The organism is Cellulomonas sp. P5_C6 (assembly GCF_054049635.1).
Genome location: NZ_JBFULZ010000054.1, coordinates 1 through 21,625 on the forward strand (window position 1 = coordinate 1; position 21,625 = coordinate 21,625).

Genomic DNA, 21,625 nt, shown 5'->3' on the forward strand with positions numbered 1-21,625 from the left:
GCGGTGCTGTGGGCAGAGGCGCGGTGTGCGCGGCGAAGGCCGGTGCCTGCGGCGCGGGCTCGACCGCGGCGGGCGTCGGGTAGGTGCTCGTCAGAGGCTGGGCGACGACCGGCTGGTCAACAGCCGGGGGGTCAACGACCGCACCGGGCGGCGTCGGCTCACCGTCCACCGCAGACGCCTCGACGCCCGTCTCCTCCACGCGCCCCGGCTCCGCCGCGGGTGCGCCCACCGTCTCGTCGCGCTGCTGCTCGTCCATGGTCCTGCCCTCCTCGGCGGCACCCGGGGTGGTGCCGACAAGGATCAGGTAACTCGGGCGAGCCGGGAGATCGCTGGTATCAACCCGTGCGCAACCTGTGGAATCTCATCCGGCCGCGAGGACGTCCGAGAGCGAGTACGAGACGGGCTCCTCGAGCTGCGCGTACGTGCACGACGACGGGTCGCGGTCGGGGCGCCAGCGGCGGAACTGCGCGGTGTGCCGGAAGCGGTCGCCCTCCATGTGGTCGTACGCGACCTCGACCACCAGAGTGGGTGAGAGTGGGACGAACGACAGGTCCTTGCCCGCCGACCAGCGGCTCCCCGCCGCCTCGCGGGGGGTCCTGCTCAAGGCTGAGTAGTCCCACGGGTGTCCCTCCAGAGGCACCACGAGGGGCGCGAGCTCCGTCACCAGCTCACGGCGTCGCGCCATCGGGAACGACGCCGCGACGCCCACGGACGCGAGCGTTCCGTCGTCGTTGTACAGCCCCAGCAGCAGCGACCCGACGGCATCGTCCCCGGACTTGTGCGGGCGGTAACCGGCGACCACGCAGTCGGCGGTGCGCTCGTGCTTGATCTTCTGCATGGTCCGCTTGCCGGGCTCGTACAGGCCGGCCGGGTCCTTGGCGACGATGCCGTCGAGACCCGCGCCCTCGAACCTCGAGAACCAGTCGGTCGCCACGTCGAGCGACGAGGTCTGCGCGGTCACCGAGACGGGACCCGAGCCGGAGACGAGCGTCTCCAGAACCGCACGACGCTCAGCGAAGGGTCGCGACGTCAGGTCGTCGTCCCCCAGCGCCAGGACGTCGAACAGCACCAGAAGCGCGGGCGTCTCGACGGAGAGCAGCCGCACCCGCGACTCCGCGGGGTGCACGCGCTGCAGCAGTGCCTCGAAGTCGAGGCCGGAATGACGTGACGACGGCACGATGATCTCGCCGTCGACGACGCACCGTTCCGGCAAGAACGACAGAACAGCCTCGACGACTTCCGGGAAGTACCGCTGCATCGGCTTCGTGTTCCGGGAGCCGATCTCCACGGAGTCCCCGTCGCGGAACACGATGGCTCGGAAGCCGTCCCACTTGGGCTCGTAGAGCTTTCCTGAGGGGATCGTGGGCACCGACTTGGCGAGCATCGGGTCCACGGGCGGCATCACCGGCAGCGTCATACAGGAAGTCTTACCAGCCCCCGCCGCCACCGCCTCCGACGCCACCGCCGGAGAAGCCGCCCGAGAACCCGGATCCACCGGACGTCCCGGGGGTCGGCGCCGAGAGGGACTCGGTCGCGATCGAGGAGAAACGGTCCAGCGAGGAGGCGAACGCGGTCGCCCAGTAGATGTTGGCGCCGGGGTAGTACCCGCCGACGTACCAGCCGGGCTGCGACACGGCGCGGCCCTGCGCGGCGAGCTCGGCGAACACCCGCGCCCACCGGTCGGCCAGGCCGAACACGATGGCGTAGGGCAGGTACAGGCTGAAGATGTCCTCGCCCTCCTCGAACTTGAGCTGGTTCGCCTCGGCCGTCGCCAGGTACCGGCGGAAGCCCAGCGACTGCGCCAGCACCGCCGTCCCGTTCTCGGTGCGTGCCGGCGCCGCCTTGGCCAGCGCGGCCACGAGGAGCCCGATGAGACCGATCGCGATGGGCACCAGCGCCAGGCCGCGGACGGAGGCGCCGGAGGCGAACACGAAGAACGTGAGGCCGGCGCCGATGACGACCAGCACGATCCCCGCGGCACGCCACAGCGAGCGCACCGACTTCGGGTTGGACCGGAACCAGCCGGTGCCGGTGACGTGGTCGTAGAGGCCGTCCTGCACCTTGGCCATCGACGCCGCGAAGGTGGTGCGCAGGTCCGACAGCTTCACGGTCGTCGACCCGGAGAAGATCTCCCGCAGCAGGGTGTCCTCGAACGGCAGCAGCGAGCCGTCGCGGTTCTTCAGCTGCACCAGGGTCCAGTCCTTGGCCTTCTTGCGGGGGTCGGACCGCGGCACCTCCTCGATGCGCAGCCAGCCGCGCACGGCGAGGTCGACCAGGGTCGCGGTGACGTCGACGGGGTCGGCGCTCTCGTCGAGGAGCGTGCCCATCTCCCCCGGCCGCACGCCCTCGGGCGGCTGGAACTGCACGGAGACCACCTGGCGACGATCGCGGAAGCCCGACATCGTGCCCGGCTGGTTGTCGGCCGGCCGCAGGCCCGGAGTCAGGCCGAGGTAGGCGCGGTCCCGGCCGACGCGGCGCACCCGCACGATCGCGACGATGGTGCCAGCGATGAGCACGAGCAGCGCGACGATGCCCAGCGGCGACACCGGCTGCACGGGGCCCAGCGGGTCCGGCTTGCCGACGAGGATCGGCTCGACCCCGGGGAACGTGCCGGCCGGCCAGCCCGTGACCGTCGAGAACTCCGACCCGACGGGGACGAGGTCCTGCGTGAAGGTCGACGACGATCCGTCGAACGCCGACGACGTGCACGGGTCGGTGGAGCCGTTGGGGCCCGCGAAGCAGACGGCACCCTCGACGGCGGCGGGACCGGTGACCTGGACCGACAGGCCGCCCAGCGGGATCTCCCAGCCGGCGCCGATGACGTTCCAGTACAGCTCGTCGCCGGAGTGCTGGGCGTTCGCGGGGTTGACCAGCCCGTCGACCGTGTACTCGACGTGATAGGTCTGCGCGCCGGAGACGTTGTCGATGTCGGGGTCGCCGATGCGCAGGATCAGCGCGTTGTCGTTCTCCTCGCGATTCACCTGCGCGGGCGCCCCGGTGGACGACGAAGCGGAGATCTCGGAGTACCGGAACGCGCGGTCCTGCGAGTCGTCGTAGTAGACCCTCGTCGGCAGGGTCAGGAACGGGCCGTGACCGGGCTCGTCGCCGAAGTCGAAGTCGAAGTCGAGCGCGACCTGCATGACGCCGTCGGCACTCAAGACAGCTGTGACGTCGTACCGCGTGATCTCGCGGCCGGACGACTGGTCGGGCGCGGCAGAGGCCGGGACCGCAGCGACGACGACGAGGAAGAGGGCGAGGAAGAGCGCCCGCAGCGTCCTCACAGGTCGCGCTTCTCGCGGATCGCCCGGTTGGCCTCGAGGTTGTCCTGCCTCTCGCGCAGCGCCTGCCGCTTGTCCCACTCGCGCTTGCCGCGGGCCAGGGCGATCTCGACCTTGGCGCGCCCGTCGAGGAAGTACAGGGACAGCGGGATGATCGTCTGGCCCTTCTCGCGCGTGCGGGACTCCAGGCGGTCGATCTCCTGGCGGTGCAGCAGCAGCTTGCGCTTGCGGCGGGGCGCGTGGTTGGTCCAGGTGCCCTGCGAGTACTCGGGGATGTGCACGCCCTCGAGCCACAGCTCGTGGTTGGTCACCTCGCACCAGCCGTCCACCAGCGACGCCCGGCCCAGGCGCAGGGCCTTGACCTCGGTGCCGCTGAGCACCAGGCCGGCCTCGAACACGTCCTCGATGACGTAGTCGTGCCGGGCCTTGCGGTTCGAGGCGACGACCTTGCGCCCGATCTCCTTGGCCACCGTCGTCGAACCCCGTTCCTGCAATGAAAGTGAATGGTGCTCGACGAGACTACCCGTCCGACGCCAGCCGAAATCAGAGGCCCAGCAGCGGCCGCGGGTTCGTCGTCGCGCCGTTCACGTACACCTCGAAGTGCAGGTGGCAGGCCGCCGAGGTCCCCGTGTTGCCGGAGTGCCCGATCAGCTGACCCTGCTCGACGTGCTGGCCGGCGCCGACCGCGAAGCTGGTGAGGTGGTTGTACGACGCCGACAGGGCGTTGCCGTTGACGAACCCGCTGTCGATCATCACCTGGTTGCCGAAGCCGAACCGCTGCTTGGCCCACGTCACCGTGCCGGCGCGGCCGGCGTAGATCGGGGTGTTGCAGTAGGTGCGCAGGTCGATGCCGGCGTGCAGGCGGACGTAGTGCAGCGTCGGGTGCATGCGCATCCCGTACTCGGACGTCACGTAGATCGGGTTGACGCTGGTCGGGTTGGCGAACAGCGCGGTGCCGATGGGGCCGGCCGGGCCGTGGGGGTTGCCGGCGGCGGCGTCGCGAGCCTTCTGCGCCGCGATGGCCGCCTGGAGCTCGGCCTGCACGGCCGCGGCCTCGGCGTCGGCCTGCGCCAGCTGCGCCTCGAGGGCGGCCTTCTGGGCGTCGAGCGCCTGCTGCTGGCTGACCTGCTGCGCGAGCAGGTTGTCCAGCGCGGCCTTCGCGGCTGCGGCCGCCGTCTTCGCCGCGTCGGCCTCGACCACCTTCTGGTCGGCCGCGGCCTTGAGCTCGGTGATCTTGTCCTTCACCGCGMCCAGSCGGGCCTCSGCGTTCTTGTTCGCGGACTCGGYSGCCTTGAGGTCGTCGAGGATCTGCGCCTGCGTGCGCAGCGCGGTCGACATCAACCCGTAGCGCTGCACGAAGTCGTCGGTGCTCTGCGCGTCGAGGATGACGTCGACGCCCGAGACCCCGCCGCCGCCCTTGTACGCCTCGCGGGCCATCTGCCCGATCGCCGCGCGCATCTGCTTGGCGTGGTCGGCGTCCGCCGTGATGGTGGTGGAGATGGTCGCCTGCTGGTCCGTCGCGTCCTGCAGCCGCGCCGCGATGATCGCCGCCTCGCGCTGTGCCTTCTCCAGCGCCGCGTTCGCCGCGTCGAGGCTGGCCTGCGCGGCGGGGATCCGCGCCTGCGTGTCCGCCAGCTGCAGGGCGAGCGCCTGGATGTTCGCGTCGACGCCCTCCATCGCGGCCTCGGTGTCGTCGCGCGCCTTGGCGACGGCTGCCTTGTGCGCCTCGGCGGCCTTGCGGCGGTCGTCGATGCTGTCGGCGCTGGCGGGCGCGGCGAAGAACGCGGTGAGCAGCAGGGCGAGGACGACGAGGAACGCGGGCATCCGGAGGCGGCGCATCATCACACCTTCGTGTAGCGGCTGAGGGTGACCAGCGACGAGATCGCGGCGAGCAGGATGGCGACCCCGATGAGGATCGGCGCGACGGCCAGCACGTCGGCGGTGCTCACATACGGGATCCAGCCCACGGACGCGCCMAGCCAGTCGGTGACCAGGTACTCGACGCCCAGCCAGAGCCCGCCGACGGCGAGCAGCGCGCCGACGGTCGCGGCGATCGCGCCCTCGAGCATGAACGGCAGCTGGATGAACACGGTCGACGCCCCGACCAGGCGCATGATCCCGGTCTCACGGCGGCGGCTCAGCGCCGACAGGCGGATCGTCGTCGTGATCAGCAGCACCGCGGCCAGCAGCATCACGAGCGCGAGGCCACCGGCCAGCAGCGTCGCGTTGTTGAGGACGGTGAACAGCTTGTCGAACAGCCGCTGCTGGTCCTTGACCTCCTCGACGCCGGGCCGGCCCGACACCACGTCGGCGACGACCTGGTACTGCTTCGGGTCCGTCAGCTTGATCCGGTAGGACGAGTTCATGTCGTCCTCGGTCGCCGCCGAGGCCCAGAACTGGTCCTTGAACTGCTTCTGGAACGCCGCGTAGGCCTGCTGCTTGGTCTCCGTGTAGATCTTCTCCACGTACGGCTTGACCTCGGGCGACGCGAGCGCCGCCTGGATGTCGGCCTTCTGATCGTCGGTGACCTCGCCGCTCGCGCACGTCGGCTGGTCCGAGTTCTGCGGGCAGAGGAAGACGGAGACCTCGACCTTGTCGTACCAGTCGTCCTTCATCTTGCCGATCTGCGTCTGCAGCAGGGCGGCCGAGCCGACGAACGTGAGCGACACGAAGGTCACGAGGATGACCGAGATGGTCATCGACAGGTTGCGCCGAAGACCGAGCCCGATCTCGCTGAGGATGAACTGGAGGCGCATCAGCGGTCCGAGCCGTAGACGCCGCGGGACTGGTCGCGCACCAGGTCACCCATGGACAGCTCGATGACGCGCTTGCGCATCTGGTCGACGATCTCGTCGTCGTGCGTCGCCATGACCACGGTGGTGCCCGTGCGGTTGATCCGGTCGAGCAGGCGCATGATCCCCAGGGACGTGGTCGGGTCGAGGTTTCCCGTGGGCTCGTCGCACAGCAGGATGTTCGGGCGGTTGACGAACGCGCGCGCGATGGCCACGCGCTGCTGCTCGCCACCGGACAGCTCGTGCGGGCGGCGCTTCTCCTTGCCGGCCAGGCCGACCATCTCGAGCGTGTCCGGCACGGTGGTGAGGATGTGGTGGCGCGGCTTGCCGATGACCTGCAGCGCGAACGCCACGTTCTCGAACACGGTCTTGTTGGGCAGCAGGCGGAAGTCCTGGAACACCGCACCGATGTGGCGGCGCAGCGTCGGCACCTTCCACGACGACAGGGTGCCCAGCTCCTTGCCGGCGACGAAGACGCGCCCGGCCGAGGCCCGCTCCTCGCGGAGCACGAGCCGCAGGAAGGTCGACTTGCCGGAGCCCGAGGCGCCGACGAGGAAGACGAACTCGCCCCGCTCGACATCCAGGGACACGCGGTCCAGCGCCGGTCGGGCGCCGCGCGCGTAGACCTTGGTGACGTTCTCGAATCTGATCACGATGCTCGCGGGCCAGGTTTCGGGGACGGACGGGGTACAGCGCTGGCCTCGTCGAGAGTAGGCAGCGGACAGGGGGTCACCGGACGGTGACACGCCGACGCTTGCCTGTGAGAACCCTGCCGTGGGTGCTTTGGTGCAGAATGTCTGGCCTTCAGGTCCCCGACAGGGCCTGGGGCTCCTCCTCGGACCGGGCGTCCAGCGTGCCCGCCGGGTCCTCGAGCACGTCGGCGAAAGCCACCTCCGCGCCACCTACCAGCTGCGCGTCCGACCCGAGGTCGGACCGCACCAGGAGCGCCTGCTCCCGCATCGGCCCGAGTGCCCGCGAGTACGACGCCGCGAGCGTCGGCTCCATCGTCGGATAGAGCGCACCGAGCGTCCCGCCGAGCACGACCACTCGCGGGTTGAACAGGTTGACCAGGCTGGCCAGCCCGAGGCCCACCCACTCCCCCGTCTTGCGCACGCCCGCGATGCTGCGCCGGTTGCCGATGGCGACGTCGCTCAGCACGTCCTCGATGTCCGACTCCCGCGGGTCCCGGCCGACCGCGCGGATGATCGCCGCGTCGCCGATCTCGGCCTCCCAGCACCCGCGCGCCCCGCACGAGCAGACGCGCCCGCCGGGCTTCACGACGAGGTGGCCGACCTCTCCGGCGTAGCCGCCGGCGCCCTTGAGCAGCTCGCCGTCGACGACGACCCCGCCACCGACGCCGACCTCCCCGCGGACGTACAGGACGTCCTGCGCACCGCGCGCGGCACCCCGCAGGTACTCCGCGACGACGCCGAGGTCGCCGTCGTTGCCGACGGCGACCGGGTACTCGTGATCCGTGGCCGTGCGGAGCAGCTCCGCGAACGGCACCTCGTGCCAGCCCAGCGGGGGCGACCGGCGCACGAGCCCGTCGGGCTGCCGCACGCTGCCCGGCACCGACACCACCAGCCCGAGGCACACCGACCCCGGCGCGGCCTTGGCCTGCATCTCCCTGGCCAGCGTCGCGATGAGCTCGACCACCGCCGGGACGTCGTGCGGCGACGAGCTGTGCAGCCGCCGGCGGACCTGCAGCATGTAGCCGCCCAGCCCGACGCGCGCTGCCCCGACGCTCGACGGCGTCACGTCGAACGCGAGCACGTGCACGCTGGTGCTGACCGGCTCCACCACGTTGGACGGCCGGCCCTTGCCCGTGACGACGCCGGGTCGCTCACGCACCAGGCCGAGCTTGACCAGCTCGGAGGTGAGCGACCCGACGGTCGACCGGTTGAAGCCCGTGGTGGCCACCAGGTCCGACCGCGTCGACGGACCGTGGAAGTGCAGCAGCCGCAGGACGGCCGAGAGGTTGGCCCTTCTGACGTCGTCCTGCGCAGCCGCGTCGGCGCGCCGGACCGGCGGACCAGCGCCGAGCCGCACCAGCAGCCTCCCTCAGGTTGTTACACGCGGCCCGTGGTTGTGGCTCGTCGACGAGAGATCGCGTCGACGGCCGCAGCAGCGGCGAGCACTGAGCCCGTGACAACGTACTTGATGCCGGGCGAGTACCCGAGAAGTGCCATGCCGTTGTCGATGACCGCGATGACCGCACCACCGATGAGCGCGTCGATGATCCGGCCCTTGCCACCGAAGAGCGACGTGCCACCGATGACGGCCGCGCCCACGGCGTAGAGCAGGACGTTCGAGCCGCCCGCGTTCGGGTCCACCGACGTCGCGCGCGACGCCGCCAGCACACCGGCCACGGCCGCCATCGTCGAGCAGATCATGAAGCACGCGGTCCGGACGGCCTTGACGTTGATGCCCGCCCGGCGCGTGGCCTCGGCATTGCCACCGACCGCGTAGATGTGCCGGCCGAACGCCGTCCGCGTCAGCACGAAGCCGAGGCCGAGCGCGAGGAGGACGATGAGCGGGACGACGATCGGCACGCCGATGATCGACGCGCGCAGCGGGTTGAGGCTGCGCTCCTGGTTGAGGATCGCGACCATGCCCAGCACGACGACGCCCAGGGCGACCATCTTGATCACGACCATGCCGAGCGGGGCCGCGAGCAGCCCGCGCTTGCGGCGCAGCTGCCAGGTGCGCAGGCTCGAGATGGCGTAGGCCAGCACCGCGATGATCCCGAGGGCCCAGCCCAGGAGCGGCGGGACGTTCTTGTTCTGCAAGGCGATGATCACGGGGTCGGTGATCGAGATGTTGCCGCCCGACCCGATGATGAGCAGCACCACGCCCTGGAGTGCCAAGAACATGGCGAGCGTGATGATGAAGGACGGGATGCCGATCCGGGCGACCAGCGTGCCGAGGAGCGTGCCGACGACCAGACCGGTCAGCAGTGCCGCGATCAGCGCCACGTACCAGGACCAGTGGTACACCGTGAGGCCCGTGGCCAGCACGGCGCCGCAGACCCCTGACGTGAAGCCCGCCGACAGGTCGATCTCGCCGAGCAGCAGGACGAACACGAGGCCCATCGCGATCGTCACGACGACCGCGCCCTGCTGGAACAGGTTGGCGATGTTCCCGATCGACGGGAAGGTGTTGGGCTTGAGGATCACGAACACCGCGAGGAGCACGACGAGCGCGAGGATGGCCGGCAGCGACCCCATGTCGCCGCCCCGCACCTTGCTGACGTAGTTGCCGACCGACTCGCTGAAGGTGGGCTGCTCGACCGAGCCGGCCAGCAGCGACGGCGCCGTCTGCGCCGGGGGAACCGTGGACGTGCTCATGCGGAGGTGCTCCCGTTCGTGGTCGGCGCATCGGTGGTCGTCGGTGCGGCGGTCACCGCGCGCTCCGGCGCATCGGGCGAGATCCGCGGCGCCACCTGCCCCGGCGCGAGGCCGGCGGAACCGCTGGTGATGAGCTCGATGATGTCGGTGCGCGAGGTGTCCTTGGTACGCACCTGAGCGGCCGTCTGGCCCAGGTAGAGCACGTTGATGGAGTCCGCGACCTCGAAGACGTCGTTCATGTTGTGCGAGACCAGGACGACTGCCAGGCCGGCGTCGGCAAGCCGGCGCACCAGCTGCAGCACCTGCTCGGTCTGGGCGACGCCCAGCGCTGCCGTCGGCTCGTCGAGGATGACCAGCTTGGAGTTCCACAGCACGGCACGCGCGATCGCGACCGTCTGCCGCTGCCCGCCGGAGAGGCTGGCCACGTGCTGCCGGATCGACCGGACGGTCCGCACCGAGAGGCCCGCGAGCACCTCGGCGGCACGGGTCTCCATGGCCGACTCGTCGAGCCGGAAGCCCTTCTTGATCTCCCGGCCCAGGAACATGTTGTGGACGATGTCGAGGTTGTCGCAGAGCGCGAGGTCCTGGTAGACGACCTCGATCCCCAGGTCGTTCGAGTCCGCCGGCGACGAGATGTGGGCCGGGGCGCCCTGGAACAGGACGTCGCCCGCGTCGAACGGGTAGATCCCCGCGACGCACTTGATCATCGTCGACTTGCCGGCGCCGTTGTCCCCCACCAGCGCCGTGACCTCACCGGCCCGGGCGACCAGGTCGACGCCGCGCAGCGCGTGCACCGCGCCGAAGTTCTTGCGGCCGCCCCGGACCTCGAGCGTCGGTGGAGGGGCCAGGTCGGGTGCGGCATACGCTGCTTGTGTCATCGTCCACCTCGTCTGGTCGATCGGTTCACCCCGCGTCGTCGCGGGTCTGTGCGGGTCGGCTCGCGTCGCTGCGGCCTTGTCGTGCGTCGTGCGTGGCTTTCGTGTCCGTCGGCGTGTTCCGCCTCCGGACGCCAGGCTGGGGCCGGCCGCTTGCGCGGACCGGCCCCGCCTGGTCAACGGGGCCCGAGGGCCCCGTCGTCGTGCGTCAGGAGATGCCGGCCTCAGCGCACTTGGCCGCGAAGTCGGCGGTGCAGACGTTCTCCTTGGTGGTGTAGCCGTCGGCGATGACGTCCTTGACGTTGTCGAAGTAGATCGCCTCGGGGTCGAGGAGAACTGCCGCGACCGTCTTGCCGGACTCGGAGTCGTCGACCGTGCCGGTCGCGAGACTGGCCGTGTCCTGGCCCTTGGCAGCAGCCACGGCCAGAGCGGCGGCCGCGTCGGCCTCCTTCTTGACGGCCTTGTAGACGGTCATGCACTGGTCGCCCGCAAGGATGTTCTGCAGGCCCTGGTCCGTCGCGTCCTGACCGGTCACCGGGATGGTGCCGTTCACGCCGTTCTTCTTCAGGATGGCGATCGCGGCGTTGCCGAGACCGTCGTTGGCCGCCAGCACGCCGTCGATCTTGCCGGCCTGCTCGGTGTACATCTGCTCGAAGATCGTGCCGGCCTGCTGGTTGTCCCAGTCAGGAACGGCCTGGTCCGCGACCACGGTGTACTCGCCGCTGGTGGTCTTCTTCTGCAGGGCAGCCACAGCGCCGGCCTTGAACAGCGTGGCGTTGTTGTCCGTCGGCGAGCCGTTGAGGAAGGCGATGTTCGCCGTCGTCTTGCCGGCGTCGTCGAGGCACTTCTGCAGGCCCTCGCCCTGGAGCTGGCCGACCTTGGTGTTGTCGAACGACACGTAGAAGTCCGCGCCGCCGCCCAGCGTCAGCCGGTCGTAGTCGATCGTCGCGATGCCCTGGGCCTGAGCCTTCTGCAGCACCGCCTTGCCCGACCCGGAGTCCAGGTTGACGATCATGAGGACGTTGACGCCGCTCGTGATCATCTGGTCCGCGATCGTCTGGAACTGGGTCTTGTCACMCTGGGCGTTCTGGATGTCGTAGTCGACGCCCGCGGCCTCGAAGGCCTCCTTCAAGTACTTGGCGTCGGCGGTCTCCCACCGGGCCGAGGACTTCGTGTCAGGAAGGATGACGCCGACCTTCGGCGCCGGCCCTTCGCTGCTTCCGCCGCTTGCCGTGTCGCTGCCGCTGGGCGTGTCGTTGCTTCCGCAACCTGCCAGCAGCAAGCCGGAGGCCGTGACAGCCGCCATCGCCAGAACCATGCTTCGTCGCATCGTGCTCCCTCTCGTGACGACGCCCCGTTGCGCTCGTCTCCACCCGGCGCTTYCGGGCGCTAGGACTATGTTGCGGGCCACAACATATGACCGGCGCAGGTCTCTCACAAGGTCAGACGCATTTTCCGTGGTCAAACTGTGACCTTGCAGGCTCAACAAGCGCTTTCCGCGGCGCCGGATTCGCTCGCCTGGGGGAATCATGTTCGGGCCCGCAACAATCCCTGTGCAACGGCTGAGCGGCGGTGGCTCGTCCGGGAGGTCCGCACGTTCGGGCGTCGGGGCGACCGATCCTGCGGACGTCGGTTGGCTGATCGAGCGGCCCCAGGACCGATCTGCGGACGTCGGCGGGTGGTTCGGGGGACGTCCGCAGATTCGAGCGTCCTGGCGACCGATCCTGCGGACGTCCGGGGGGCTGTTGGCGACGTCCGCACATTCGAGCGTCCCTGCGACGGATGTTGCGGACGCCAGCGGGGTGCTCGGAGACGTCCGAGCTTGTGCGGCCCATAGCCACCACGTGCTCGGACGCTGCGACGAGCTACTCAGGGGACGTCCGAGCAAGTACGGGCACTGACCCGCTTGTGCTCGGACGTTGCGGCGAGGCGCGCCGGACGTCCGCGTAGGAGCGGGTCCTGACCCTCATGAGCTCGGACGTTGCGCCGCGGCGGGCCGGCTTCCGGCGGGAGTCGCCGGTCTTGCTCGGGCTGCGGCGTCAGGCGTCGGCGGACTCGGCCGAGCGGCGCCAGCGGATGCCGGCCTCGATGAAGTCGTCGATGTCGCCGTCGAACACGGCGGCGGGGTTGCCCACCTCGTGCTCGGTGCGCAGGTCCTTGACCATCTGGTACGGCTGCAGCACGTAGGAGCGCATCTGGTCGCCCCAGCTCGCCTTGACGTCGCCAGCCAGCGCCTTCTTCTTGGCGTCCTCCTCGGCCTTGCGGACCAGGAGCAGGCGGGACTGCAGCACGCGGAGTGCGGCGGCACGGTTCTGGATCTGGGACTTCTCGTTCTGCATCGACACGACGATCCCGGTCGGGATGTGCGTCATGCGCACCGCGGAGTCGGTCGTATTGACGGACTGACCACCGGGGCCCGACGAGCGGAACACGTCGACCTTGATCTCCGACTCGGGGATGTCGACGGAGTCGTTGGACTCGATGAGCGGGATGACCTCGACGGCCGCGAAGCTGGTCTGGCGTCGGCCCTGGTTGTCGAACGGCGAGATGCGGACCAGGCGGTGCGTGCCGGCCTCGACCGACAGGTTCCCGAAGGCGTACGGCACCTTGACCTCGAACGTCGCGGACTTCAGGCCGGCCTCCTCCGCGTAGGAGGTGTCGAGCACGGTCGTCGGGTAGCCGTGCCGCTCGGCCCAGCGCAGGTACATGCGCAGCAGCATCTCGGCGAAGTCCGCGGCGTCGACGCCGCCGGCCCCGGCGCGGATGGTGACGACGGCCTCGCGCTGGTCGTACTCCCCCGCCAGCAGGGTGCGGACCTCGAGCTCGCCCAGGTCCTTCTTGATCTTGAGCAGGTCGGCCTCGGCCTCGGCGAGGGTGTCCTCGTCGCTCTCCTCGGTCGCCATCTCGACCAGCGTCTCGAGGTCGTCGATGCGGCCGCCCAGCTTGCTCATGCGGTCGAGCTCCGCCTGCGTCGACGACAGCGCGCTGGTGATCTTCTGCGCGGCGTCCGGGTCGTCCCACAGGTCGGGGGCCGACGCCTGCTCCGACAGCTGCGCGACCTTCGCCTTGAGCGCGGTCGGGTCGCTCACCGCCTCGATGGTGCCGAGCGTGGTGCGCAGATCGCGGATCGCAGTCGAGAAGTCAGTGGTGGCCACAACCGTCCAGGCTACCGGGTCGGCCGCGCCCGATCCTCCGCGGGTGTGCACGCGCGCCAACCCGTCACGACCCCCGGGCGGTCGACTCCGCCTCGAGCGCGATCCCGTCGGACCACGGCGCCAGCACCCAGCTCATCAGGACGGGCCGGACCACCGCGCCGACGTGGACCTCCGCCGACCGCCCGTCGGGCGTCGTGGCCGACAGCACGGCGAACTGGTCCCAGCCGGCGACCGCCTCGGGGTTGTCCTGCAGGTACCCGTCGACGGCCGACCGCACGGCCGGGTCGGTCAGCTGGAGCCCGGAGGTGTCGGGGTCACCCTGGCCCTCGCCGGGCGCGAAGTACCGGTCGTCCCCGACGGCGTCGGCGGCCTCGAGGGCGAGCACGTCCGCGAGCGCGAGCAGCCGCTTGCGCTCCAGGTGCACGCCGGCGCCCGACACCACGACGGTGATCAGCAGGATCGCGACGACGACGAAGCCGATGGTCAGGATCATGATCTGCCCGTCGTCGGATCCCGCTCTCGGGCGCCTCACCCGCCCGCCCGATAGGCGTCGACCGGCGCCACACGCTCCGCGCTGACGGGCAGCTCCAGCGGGACGACGTCGCGGACGAAGCCCGGCACGAACGGCAGCGGCACCCGCACGTCGATCCGGGCGGACACGTCGCTGCCGGGGGCGAGGCACGGCGTCGTGGAGCACGCGAGGGTGAGCGCGTCGGCCGGGTCGTCGTCGAACCCCTGGTCGCGCAGCGCGATCCCGGCCGCGGCGATGGCCCGCGACGCGCCCTCGTCGGCACCGTCGGCGACGACGAACGTGCGCGCCGCCTCCCGCGCGGCGCCCTCGGCGGCGAACGTGGCTGCCTCGACGCGGCCCAGGACCAGCACCAGGTAGACGAGGGGCACCAGCAGGACGAGCGAGAGCCCGAGGAACTCGACGACCGAGCTGCCCTCGTCGTCGGCCAAGAACCGCCCGGTCACGGGACCTCGACCAGCGCGTGCCCGCGGACAGTGAGCGTCCCCGCCGGGCCGACCAGTCCGACCAGCGGCAGGGGCGCCCGCACCTGGACCTCGACGACGTCCAGACCGTCGAGCGTGGTCCGGCCGGCGGTGACGTCCTGGGCGTACGCGCCGGACAACGACTGGGCGATGAGGTCGCGCGACCGGTCGGCACCGTCGTCCGGGTCGTGCCCGACCAACGCCCCGTAGCGCGCACCCTCGGACGCCGAGTCGACCAGCGTGTTCCGCACGTGCAGCACGACCGTCAGCTGGAGCACCGCCACGAAGAGGACGGTGAGCAGGCCGCCGACGAGCGCGAAGTCGACGATCGCCGACCCCGTCTCGTCGGTCAGGGGGCCTTGACGCTGTCGATGGCGTCCTCGAACACCCGCGCCAGAGCGTCGCCCGCGATGATCCACAACGCGGTCACCAGGCCCGCGGTCATCAAAGTGACGAGCACCCACCCGGGCACGTCGCCGCGCTCGGGGTCGCGCCCCGCGAGCCGGTGCCGGACGCCGCTCCAGGCGGTCGAGCCCCACACCAGCGAGCCCCACAGCAGCGCGGACGTGCGGGACGTCGGCTGGTCGTCCGCCCCCTGCTCCTGGCCGATCGTGCTCTCGTGGCTGCCAGTCGTCATCGATCCTCGTCCCTTCGTCGGGCACCGCTGCGGTGCCGAGCCACGTACCCAAACCCGTCACAGGCCGACCTGCAGGACGACCATGCTGKGGAAGACGGCGAACACGACGGTGACCGGCAGAATCAGGAAGACGACCGGCACCATCATCAGCACTTCCTTTCGGCCACCGGTCTCCATGAGCGCCCGGCGACCCTCCTCGCGGACGTCCTGCGCCTGCGCGCGGAGCACGTCCGCCAGCGGAGTCCCCCGCTCGACGGCGACGGCGACACCCTCGGCAAAGCGCGCGAGCGCCGGCAGTCCGGTCCGTCCGGCGAGGTTGTCGAGCGCGACCGTCAGCGGCGCGCCCGCTCGGGCGTCGGACAGTGTCCGGGCCAGCTCCGCCGTCAGCTCCCCGTGCGTCGTGCGCACGACACGCTCCAGCGCGCCGACCGCCCCTTCGCCGGCGCCGACGGCCAGCGCGAGCAGCTCCGCGATCGTGGGCAGCTCGGCGAGCATCCGCGACTCGCGGGCGCCCAGCTCGCGCGTCAGCATCCAGTCGCGGGCCAGCACACCCAGCAGCCCGCAGACGGCGACCAGCACGACGAGCGCCACCACCCCGGACCCACGGGTCGCCGCCAGCAGCAGAGCGAGCGCGAGACCTGCCGCCAGCCCGAGCACGCCCCAGACCACCTGCCCTGCCCGGAACTGTTCGGTCGTCTCGCTGCGCCCGGCGCGCGACAGTCGTCGCCGCAGCTCGGTGGTCGGTGAGCCGAGGCGCGTGACCAGGCGGACGGCGTCGCCCATCACGGGCGCGACGAGCCGCTCGAGTGTCGCGAACGGGCCGCGCACGCTCGGCGCCCGCAGCAGGCCGGACGCGGTGGCCTGCGGACGGAGGTACGGCGCGAGCCGCTGGTCGAGGTCGATGCGCCGGGAGCGCAGCCGGAACACGACGAGCGCGAGGCCCAGCCCGCCCAGCAACCCGATCAGGGCACCGACGGTCCCGGGGCTCACCGCAGCACCCGCGGGTCGTCGGGAAGCCGCGCGATGCGCAGCATGGCCAGGTACGCGACGGCCGTGCAGGCGCCGCCGACGACGAGGACCGCGAAGCCGGCCGGGGTGTCGTACGCGCTCGCCGCCTCGCTGCGCGTCGAGAGCAACGCGAGCACGACCCACGGTGCCGCGACCGCCAGCCGTGCGGCGTAGACGGTCCAGCTCTGCCGCGCCTCGAGCTCGCCGCGGGTGCGGACGTCCTCGCGCAGGAACGTCGAGAGCGTGCGCAGCAGCCGTCCGAGGTCGGTCCCGCCGACGTCCCGGGTCAGCCGCAGCGCCTCGACGATGCGGTCCGCGACCGGGTCCGCCAGCCGGGCCTTGAGGGCGTCCAGGCACTCGCCGAACCGCCCGGTCGCGCGGTAGTCCTCGGCGAAGGCCGTGAAGGCGGGCCTCAGCTCGACCGGTCCGCGCTCACCGATCTGCGCGACGGCCTCGGGCAGCGCCAGCCCGGCGCGGATGCCCGAGCCCAGGTGGTCGACCACCTCCGGCCAGAGCTGCCGCAGGCGCGCCCGACGGCGTCGAGCGCGCCCGCGCACCGCGGCCCACGGCGCCAGAGCGGCGAACACCGCGAAGCACAGCGCGATCGACGGGATGCGCGTCACGGCGACGCCCACCAGCAGCACGACCAGCCCGACGACGACGCTGGCCGCGACGAGACCCCCGGGCGTCACGCCGCCCGCGCCCGCCTGGACGAGCGTGTCCTGCGTCCGGGCGTACCAGCCGGCAGGTTTAGCGCCTCCGCCACGGCGCGGCTCGGCCCAGAACGACCACCAGATGCACGCGAGGCCGGCGCCGAGCAGGAGCCCGACCACGACGCCCATCAGCCGCGCCCGCGCAACAGAGCGGCCAGGTCGGTGCCGGAGCGGGCGAACCGCTCCGCGTGCGGCGGGAAGCCGTCGGCACGCACGAGGTGCCCGTCGCGGGTGTGGAAGACGTCGGCGGTCTCGACGATCCCCTGCTCCACCCGCCCGGGCACGGCGACGATCTCGCGCACGAGCCGACGCCCGGAACCGTCGAGGTCGAGATGCACCACGAGGTCCACGGCCGAGGCCACGGTCGGGATCACGAACCGGTCGGACACGTTCTCGCCCGCCAGCAGAGGCAGCGTGCAGAGCTTGGTCAATGCCTCCCGGGCCGAGTTCGCGTGGATGGTGCACATCGCCGGCACGCCCGCGTTCAGGGCGATCAGCAGGTCGAGGGCCTCCGCCTCGCGCACCTCGCCGACGAGCAGCCGGCTCGGGCGCATGCGCAGCGCCTCCTTGACCAGGCGCCGCAGCGGGATCTCCCCGGTTCCCTCGAGGCTCGGCTGGCGGCACTGCATCGCCACCCAGTCACGTGCGACGAGCCGCAGCTCGAAGACCTCCTCGCACGTGATCACGCGTTCCCGGGCTGGGATGGCACCGGCCAGGGCGTTCAGCATCGTGGTCTTGCCGGCCTGGGTGCCGCCCGACACGAGGACGTTCAGCCCGGCCCGGACCGCCGCGTGCAGGAACGCGGCCGCGTGCGGCGTCAGGGTGCCCAGCGCGACGACGTCGTCGAGGCTGGTGGCGCGGACCACGTACTTGCGGATGTTCACCGACCAGTGCTGCCGCGTGACGTCGGGAATCACCGCGTGCAACCGTTCCCCGCCCGGCAGGCTGGCGTCGACGAACGGGCTGGACAGGTCGAGACGACGACCCGAGACCTTGAGCATCTTCTCGACGAGGTCGCGGACCTGGCCGTCGGTGAGGATGGTCGTCGTCAGCTCGGACTCGCCGCGGCGGGCCACGAAGACCTGCGTGGGCGAGTTCAGCCATATTTCTTCGACCTCGGGGTCGTCCAGGTACTTCTGCAGCGGGCCGAGCCCCGCGACCGCGTCGACGACCGCCTTGTGTGCGGCCGCCGCGTCGAGCAGCGGCGGCACGGCGCCGACGACCGAGCGCTCGTCGTAGTCCGCGATGACGTCGGAGACCAGCGACACGATGCTCGGCCGGTCCCGGACGGGGTCGATGCCGCGTCGCCGGATGAGCTCGCGGACCTCGGTCTCGAGGATCGCCACACCGTCCACGGGCGCTCTCCTCGTCGTGTCATGGGTGCCCGGTTCATCCGTCATGTCCGATTGCACTCTGGCCGGAACCCTAGGGGACGGCCCGGCGGTGGCACACCCCGCTGTCCACAGATGAGACGCGGTTCACCCGTCGGAGGGACCCGTCCGGGACCTCGGTCCCACGTCGTCAGGCCGCTTGCTCGAGACAATTGAGCATTCAACCAAGCAGGAAGGAGGCGGGCGACGTGACGACATTCCAGCGCCGAGTCRCCTCCCGGATCGGGCCCACTCGCGGGGCCTGACGGCCCCTGAACTCCCGTCCCCGCACCGACGCCGGTGCACCTGACTCCCCGAAGGATCGATCTCCATGCGTTTTCGCGCGCTCGGCGCCGCCCTGCTCACCGCTGCCCTCGTCCTGCTCCCGACCGCCGCGCACGCCGCGGGCTCGGACGACCCGACGCCGTACACCGTCACCGCCACTGGCCTCCAGCTGCCCGCCGGCACGACGTTCGAGGAGAACGGGCACATCAACTACAAGGTCACCCAGCTCGACGGCGGCGGCGAGAAGTCGTTCAACGTCCACCAGGCCGTCCCGCACAACAACCAGTGGCCCCAGGCGCGGTACGTCGGCCAGAGCTACTACCCGTGGACGGACCACCCGCAGTTCGCGGCCTCGTTCCCCGGCGGGTACTGCATCACGTGGGTCCAGGTGAGCCTGTACAACGAGCACTTCGGCGAGGGCGGCCAGGCGCCGGTCTGCACCCCGACGGACCCGGTGGTCCCGACCGACCCGACGGACCCGGTCACCCCGGTCGACCCGACGGACCCCACTGACCCGGTCACCCCCGTCGACCCGACGGACCCGACCGACCCGGTCACCCCCGTCGACCCGACGGACCCCACTGACCCGGTCACCCCCGTCGACCCGACCGACCCGACCGACCCGGTCACCCCGGTCGACCCGACGGACCCGGTCACCCCCGTCGACCCGACAGACCCGGTCACCCCCGTCGACCCGACCGACCCCACGAGCCCCCTCACGCCGGTCGACCCCACGGACCCCCTCACGCCGGTCGACCCCACGGACCCCATCAACCCGACCGACCCGCTCACGCCGACCGACCCGGTCATCACGCCGACCGACCCGACCGACGCGGTCCTGCCGGACGCGACCGAGCCCGAGCTCATCAGCGAGGTCCTCGCCGCGGAACCGTCGGACGCGGCCGAGCTCGCCTCGACCGGTTTCCCCGTGGCGGCTGTGGGCGCACTCGGCGCCCTGGCGATCGTCGGCGGAGCCGCCCTGCTCGTCGTGGCACGTCGTCGCACCGGTTCGCTGCAGGACCGCTGACGCCGCAGGCCGGACACATGACCCGCTCCCACGGGTCGTGGGTCCGGCCCGCTAGCGTGTGAGCGTGTCCACGACGATCACCGCTCCCCTGCCCACCGGCCGCCAGCACGTCCTCGAGCTGGGCGACCAACGGGCCGTCGTCGCCGCGGTGGGTGCGAGCCTGCGCGAGTACGCGGTGGACGGTCGGGACCTCGTGCTCCCGTTCGACGAGTCGCAGATCGCGCCGGCGTTCTCCGGCGCCGTCCTCGCGCCGTGGCCCAACCGGCTGCGCGACGGCGCCTACAGCTACGACGGTGCGTCGTACGAGGTCCCTCTCACGGAGCACGCGCGCCAGACCGCGCTGCACGGGCTGGTCGCCCACACCACGTTCTCGACCGTCGTCGCCGAGGAGGCCGCCGTCACGCTCGAGCACGTCGTGGTCCCGACGCACGGCTACCCCTGGCCGGTCCAGCTGCGGGTCACGTACGCGCTCACGGAGGCGGGGCTGCGGGTCACGGCCGAGGCCACCAACCTCGGGACGACGACCGCGCCGTACGGCATCGGCTTCCACCCGTGGCTGTCGCCGGGCGACGGCAAAGTCGACGACTGCACCCTGCAGGTCGACGCTGCGCAGCACGTGACGATCGACGAGCGGCTGCTGCCGACGGGCCCGGAGCCGGTGTCCGGTGGGTTCGACCTGCGCTCGGCGCGGCGGCTCGAAGGTCTCGACCTCGACGACGCCTGGACCGACCTGGCCCGGGACGCCGACGGCCTGTCGTGGATCCGGCTCGGCTGCCCGGACGGGCGGACGGTCGCGCTCTGGGCGGACGGGACGGCTCAGGCCTGGCAGGTGTGCACGGGCGACACGGTCGCCGGTATCGCGCGTCGGGGAGTCGCGGCGGAGCCGATGACATGCATCGCCGACGCGTTCCGCACGGGGGACGACCTGGTGCACCTGGCGCCGGGCGCGAGCCACACGACGACCTGGGGCCTCACGCTGCTCTGAGGCGCTGCACTGAGGCGCTGCACTGCGGCGCTGCACTGCGGCGCTGCTCCGAGGCGTTGCTCAGGGGCGGGGACGGCGGCGGTCAGCCGTCGTAGTACTCGCCGTCCTGCTGCACGCCCTTGGCGTACTCCCAGTGCCACTTCTCGTGCGGGCCGCTGCCGCCGGGCTGCGCCCACGCGGGGTTCTGCCAGCCGTAGGTGGGGCCGTTCTCGGTGATCCAGCGCCACTTCACGCCGGACGTCTGGTCCTGGCAGAGGTCGACGGCGAGGCCCCAGCCGTGGTTGCTCTTGCCGGGCGCGGCGGCGAGGCCGCCCTTCTGGGCCTTCACGGCCCGCTGCTCGGCGAGCGTGCGGTAGCCGGAGGCCAGGCACAGGTCGCCGCCGAACCGCGCCGCGAAGGCCTGGTTGAACTCGGCGAGCGACACGGCCGCGTCGGCGCGCAGCTGGGTGTGGTTGTCCCACAGGGTGCAGAGGTCGGCGACCTTGAGCAGGCCGTTCTCGCCGGCGGGGCGCACAGAGCCGTCGCAGCCCGGGAGCAGGGACCGCTCCTCGGTGCGGCTGGACGCCGAGAGGCTGCGGGCCTGCATCGCGCCGTCGGCCGAGACCAGCGACGTGGGCGGCAGCGCGGACATCGGGGTGCCGGCCAGTGCGGAGACCGTGGTCGGCAGGGTCGAGTCCGCGAGGGCGTCGGAGCCGAACGCCACCGGGCCGGGGATGAGGCCCTGGCTGACCGGGATGACGACCGTGATGCCGGCGAGGACGCCGAGCACCCCGAGCCGGGCGGCCGCGCGGGTGGGGCGCCGACGACGGACCGTGCCATGGACGACGGCCGCGAGCTCCGGGACCTCGTCGGCGACGGGTGCGACGTCGCGGATCGGCCGCTCGGCCGCAGCGACCGAGGCCGGCTCGACGACAGGCGCGATCAACTCAGAGACGGAAGTGACCGGCTCGACAACGGGAGCGGTCGGCTGCGCGACGGCCGCGACCGGCTGGACCACACGAGCGGTCGGCTGCGCGACGACCGCGACCGGCTGGGCAACGGGGGCCGCGGGCTGCGCGGGAGCGGACCAGGCGGAACGAGGCTGCTGCGCCTGAACCGGCGCCGCAGCACGAGGCGCGGCGGCCCGGACAGGCGCGGCGGGTGYGTGGTGCGCCCAGGAC

21 protein-coding genes and 1 pseudogene are annotated in these 21,625 nt (G+C 71.6%); 2 read left to right on the top strand and 20 right to left on the bottom strand.

What is annotated here, in order from left to right; all coding sequences use genetic code 11:
• The 19 genes and pseudogenes from ACXJKG_RS08450 to ACXJKG_RS08540 form a co-directional block, all read right to left on the bottom strand.
• A pseudogene (locus tag ACXJKG_RS08450) lies at positions 1–256 on the bottom strand (hypothetical protein); the annotation flags it as partial.
• Positions 257–361: 105 nt separating this feature from the next.
• The gene (locus ACXJKG_RS08455) at positions 362–1,417 is read right to left on the bottom strand and encodes an ATP-dependent DNA ligase (protein WP_456845315.1); all 1,056 of its coding nucleotides are present in this window, start codon (positions 1,415–1,417) and stop codon (positions 362–364) included.
• 10 nt (positions 1,418–1,427) lie between these two features.
• Positions 1,428–3,281, bottom strand: a complete 1,854-nt coding sequence (locus ACXJKG_RS08460) for a DUF2207 domain-containing protein (RefSeq protein ID WP_456845316.1) — start codon at positions 3,279–3,281, stop codon at positions 1,428–1,430.
• Positions 3,278–3,748 (bottom strand): SsrA-binding protein SmpB, encoded by a 471-nt coding sequence (smpB, locus tag ACXJKG_RS08465; protein ID WP_456845317.1) that lies wholly within the window; start codon positions 3,746–3,748, stop codon positions 3,278–3,280. The genes ACXJKG_RS08460 and smpB overlap by 4 nt, the downstream gene beginning before the upstream one ends.
• 73 nt (positions 3,749–3,821) lie before the next feature.
• Positions 3,822–5,117 carry a peptidoglycan DD-metalloendopeptidase family protein gene (locus ACXJKG_RS08470; RefSeq protein ID WP_456845318.1) on the bottom strand — a complete coding sequence of 432 codons (1,296 nt, stop codon included), beginning with the start codon at positions 5,115–5,117 and terminating at the stop codon, positions 3,822–3,824.
• Positions 5,118–5,119: 2 nt separating this feature from the next.
• The gene (ftsX, locus tag ACXJKG_RS08475) at positions 5,120–6,034 is read right to left on the bottom strand and encodes a permease-like cell division protein FtsX (protein ID WP_456845319.1); all 915 of its coding nucleotides are present in this window, start codon (positions 6,032–6,034) and stop codon (positions 5,120–5,122) included.
• Positions 6,034–6,723 (bottom strand): cell division ATP-binding protein FtsE, encoded by a 690-nt coding sequence (gene ftsE, locus ACXJKG_RS08480; RefSeq protein ID WP_456845320.1) that lies wholly within the window; start codon positions 6,721–6,723, stop codon positions 6,034–6,036. Before ftsE ends, ftsX begins: the two co-directional genes overlap by 1 nt.
• A 151-nt stretch (positions 6,724–6,874) precedes the next feature.
• Entirely contained in the window at positions 6,875–8,119 is a 1,245-nt protein-coding gene (locus tag ACXJKG_RS08485) for an ROK family protein (protein ID WP_456845321.1), read from the bottom strand.
• A gap of 20 nt (positions 8,120–8,139) precedes the next feature.
• The gene (locus ACXJKG_RS08490) at positions 8,140–9,417 is read right to left on the bottom strand and encodes a sugar ABC transporter permease (RefSeq protein ID WP_456845322.1); all 1,278 of its coding nucleotides are present in this window, start codon (positions 9,415–9,417) and stop codon (positions 8,140–8,142) included.
• Positions 9,414–10,295: an ATP-binding cassette domain-containing protein gene (locus ACXJKG_RS08495; protein WP_456845323.1), complete on the bottom strand. Its 882-nt coding sequence runs from the start codon at positions 10,293–10,295 to the stop codon at positions 9,414–9,416. The genes ACXJKG_RS08490 and ACXJKG_RS08495 overlap by 4 nt, the downstream gene beginning before the upstream one ends.
• A gap of 205 nt (positions 10,296–10,500) precedes the next feature.
• Complete coding sequence (locus ACXJKG_RS08500; protein ID WP_456845324.1) at positions 10,501–11,598, bottom strand: sugar ABC transporter substrate-binding protein; 1,098 nt, start codon at positions 11,596–11,598, stop codon at positions 10,501–10,503.
• Positions 11,599–12,331: 733 nt separating this feature from the next.
• On the bottom strand, positions 12,332–13,447 hold the full coding sequence (gene prfB / locus ACXJKG_RS08505; RefSeq protein ID WP_456845325.1) for a peptide chain release factor 2: 1,116 nt from the start codon (positions 13,445–13,447) through the stop codon (positions 12,332–12,334).
• A gap of 64 nt (positions 13,448–13,511) precedes the next feature.
• Positions 13,512–13,940 (bottom strand): pilus assembly protein TadG-related protein, encoded by a 429-nt coding sequence (locus ACXJKG_RS08510; RefSeq protein ID WP_456845326.1) that lies wholly within the window; start codon positions 13,938–13,940, stop codon positions 13,512–13,514.
• Between the two features lie 35 nt (positions 13,941–13,975).
• Positions 13,976–14,422 carry a pilus assembly protein gene (locus ACXJKG_RS08515; protein WP_456845327.1) on the bottom strand — a complete coding sequence of 149 codons (447 nt, stop codon included), beginning with the start codon at positions 14,420–14,422 and terminating at the stop codon, positions 13,976–13,978.
• The gene (locus ACXJKG_RS08520; protein ID WP_456845334.1) at positions 14,419–14,793 is read right to left on the bottom strand and encodes a TadE family protein; all 375 of its coding nucleotides are present in this window, start codon (positions 14,791–14,793) and stop codon (positions 14,419–14,421) included. The genes ACXJKG_RS08515 and ACXJKG_RS08520 overlap by 4 nt, the downstream gene beginning before the upstream one ends.
• Positions 14,790–14,984 carry a hypothetical protein gene (locus tag ACXJKG_RS08525; protein ID WP_456845335.1) on the bottom strand — a complete coding sequence of 65 codons (195 nt, stop codon included), beginning with the start codon at positions 14,982–14,984 and terminating at the stop codon, positions 14,790–14,792. Before ACXJKG_RS08525 ends, ACXJKG_RS08520 begins: the two co-directional genes overlap by 4 nt.
• Positions 14,985–15,134: 150 nt before the next feature.
• Positions 15,135–16,067: a type II secretion system F family protein gene (locus ACXJKG_RS08530; protein WP_456845328.1), complete on the bottom strand. Its 933-nt coding sequence runs from the start codon at positions 16,065–16,067 to the stop codon at positions 15,135–15,137.
• Positions 16,064–16,927 carry a type II secretion system F family protein gene (locus tag ACXJKG_RS08535; RefSeq protein WP_456845329.1) on the bottom strand — a complete coding sequence of 288 codons (864 nt, stop codon included), beginning with the start codon at positions 16,925–16,927 and terminating at the stop codon, positions 16,064–16,066. The genes ACXJKG_RS08530 and ACXJKG_RS08535 overlap by 4 nt, the downstream gene beginning before the upstream one ends.
• On the bottom strand, positions 16,927–18,153 hold the full coding sequence (locus tag ACXJKG_RS08540) for a CpaF family protein (protein ID WP_456845330.1): 1,227 nt from the start codon (positions 18,151–18,153) through the stop codon (positions 16,927–16,929). The genes ACXJKG_RS08535 and ACXJKG_RS08540 overlap by 1 nt, the downstream gene beginning before the upstream one ends.
• A 346-nt stretch (positions 18,154–18,499) precedes the next feature.
• On the opposite strand from ACXJKG_RS08540, the gene ACXJKG_RS08545 reads away from it, so the two are divergent.
• A complete protein-coding gene (locus ACXJKG_RS08545; RefSeq protein WP_456845331.1) occupies positions 18,500–19,480 on the top strand; it encodes a hypothetical protein in 981 nt (326 codons plus the stop codon).
• 64 nt (positions 19,481–19,544) lie between these two features.
• Complete coding sequence (locus tag ACXJKG_RS08550) at positions 19,545–20,465, top strand: aldose 1-epimerase family protein (RefSeq protein WP_456845332.1); 921 nt, start codon at positions 19,545–19,547, stop codon at positions 20,463–20,465.
• An 82-nt stretch (positions 20,466–20,547) separates the two neighbouring features.
• Here ACXJKG_RS08550 and ACXJKG_RS08555 read toward each other — a convergent pair whose 3' ends face one another.
• Complete coding sequence (locus ACXJKG_RS08555; protein ID WP_456845333.1) at positions 20,548–21,390, bottom strand: M15 family metallopeptidase; 843 nt, start codon at positions 21,388–21,390, stop codon at positions 20,548–20,550.
• Positions 21,391–21,625 lie beyond the last annotated feature (235 nt).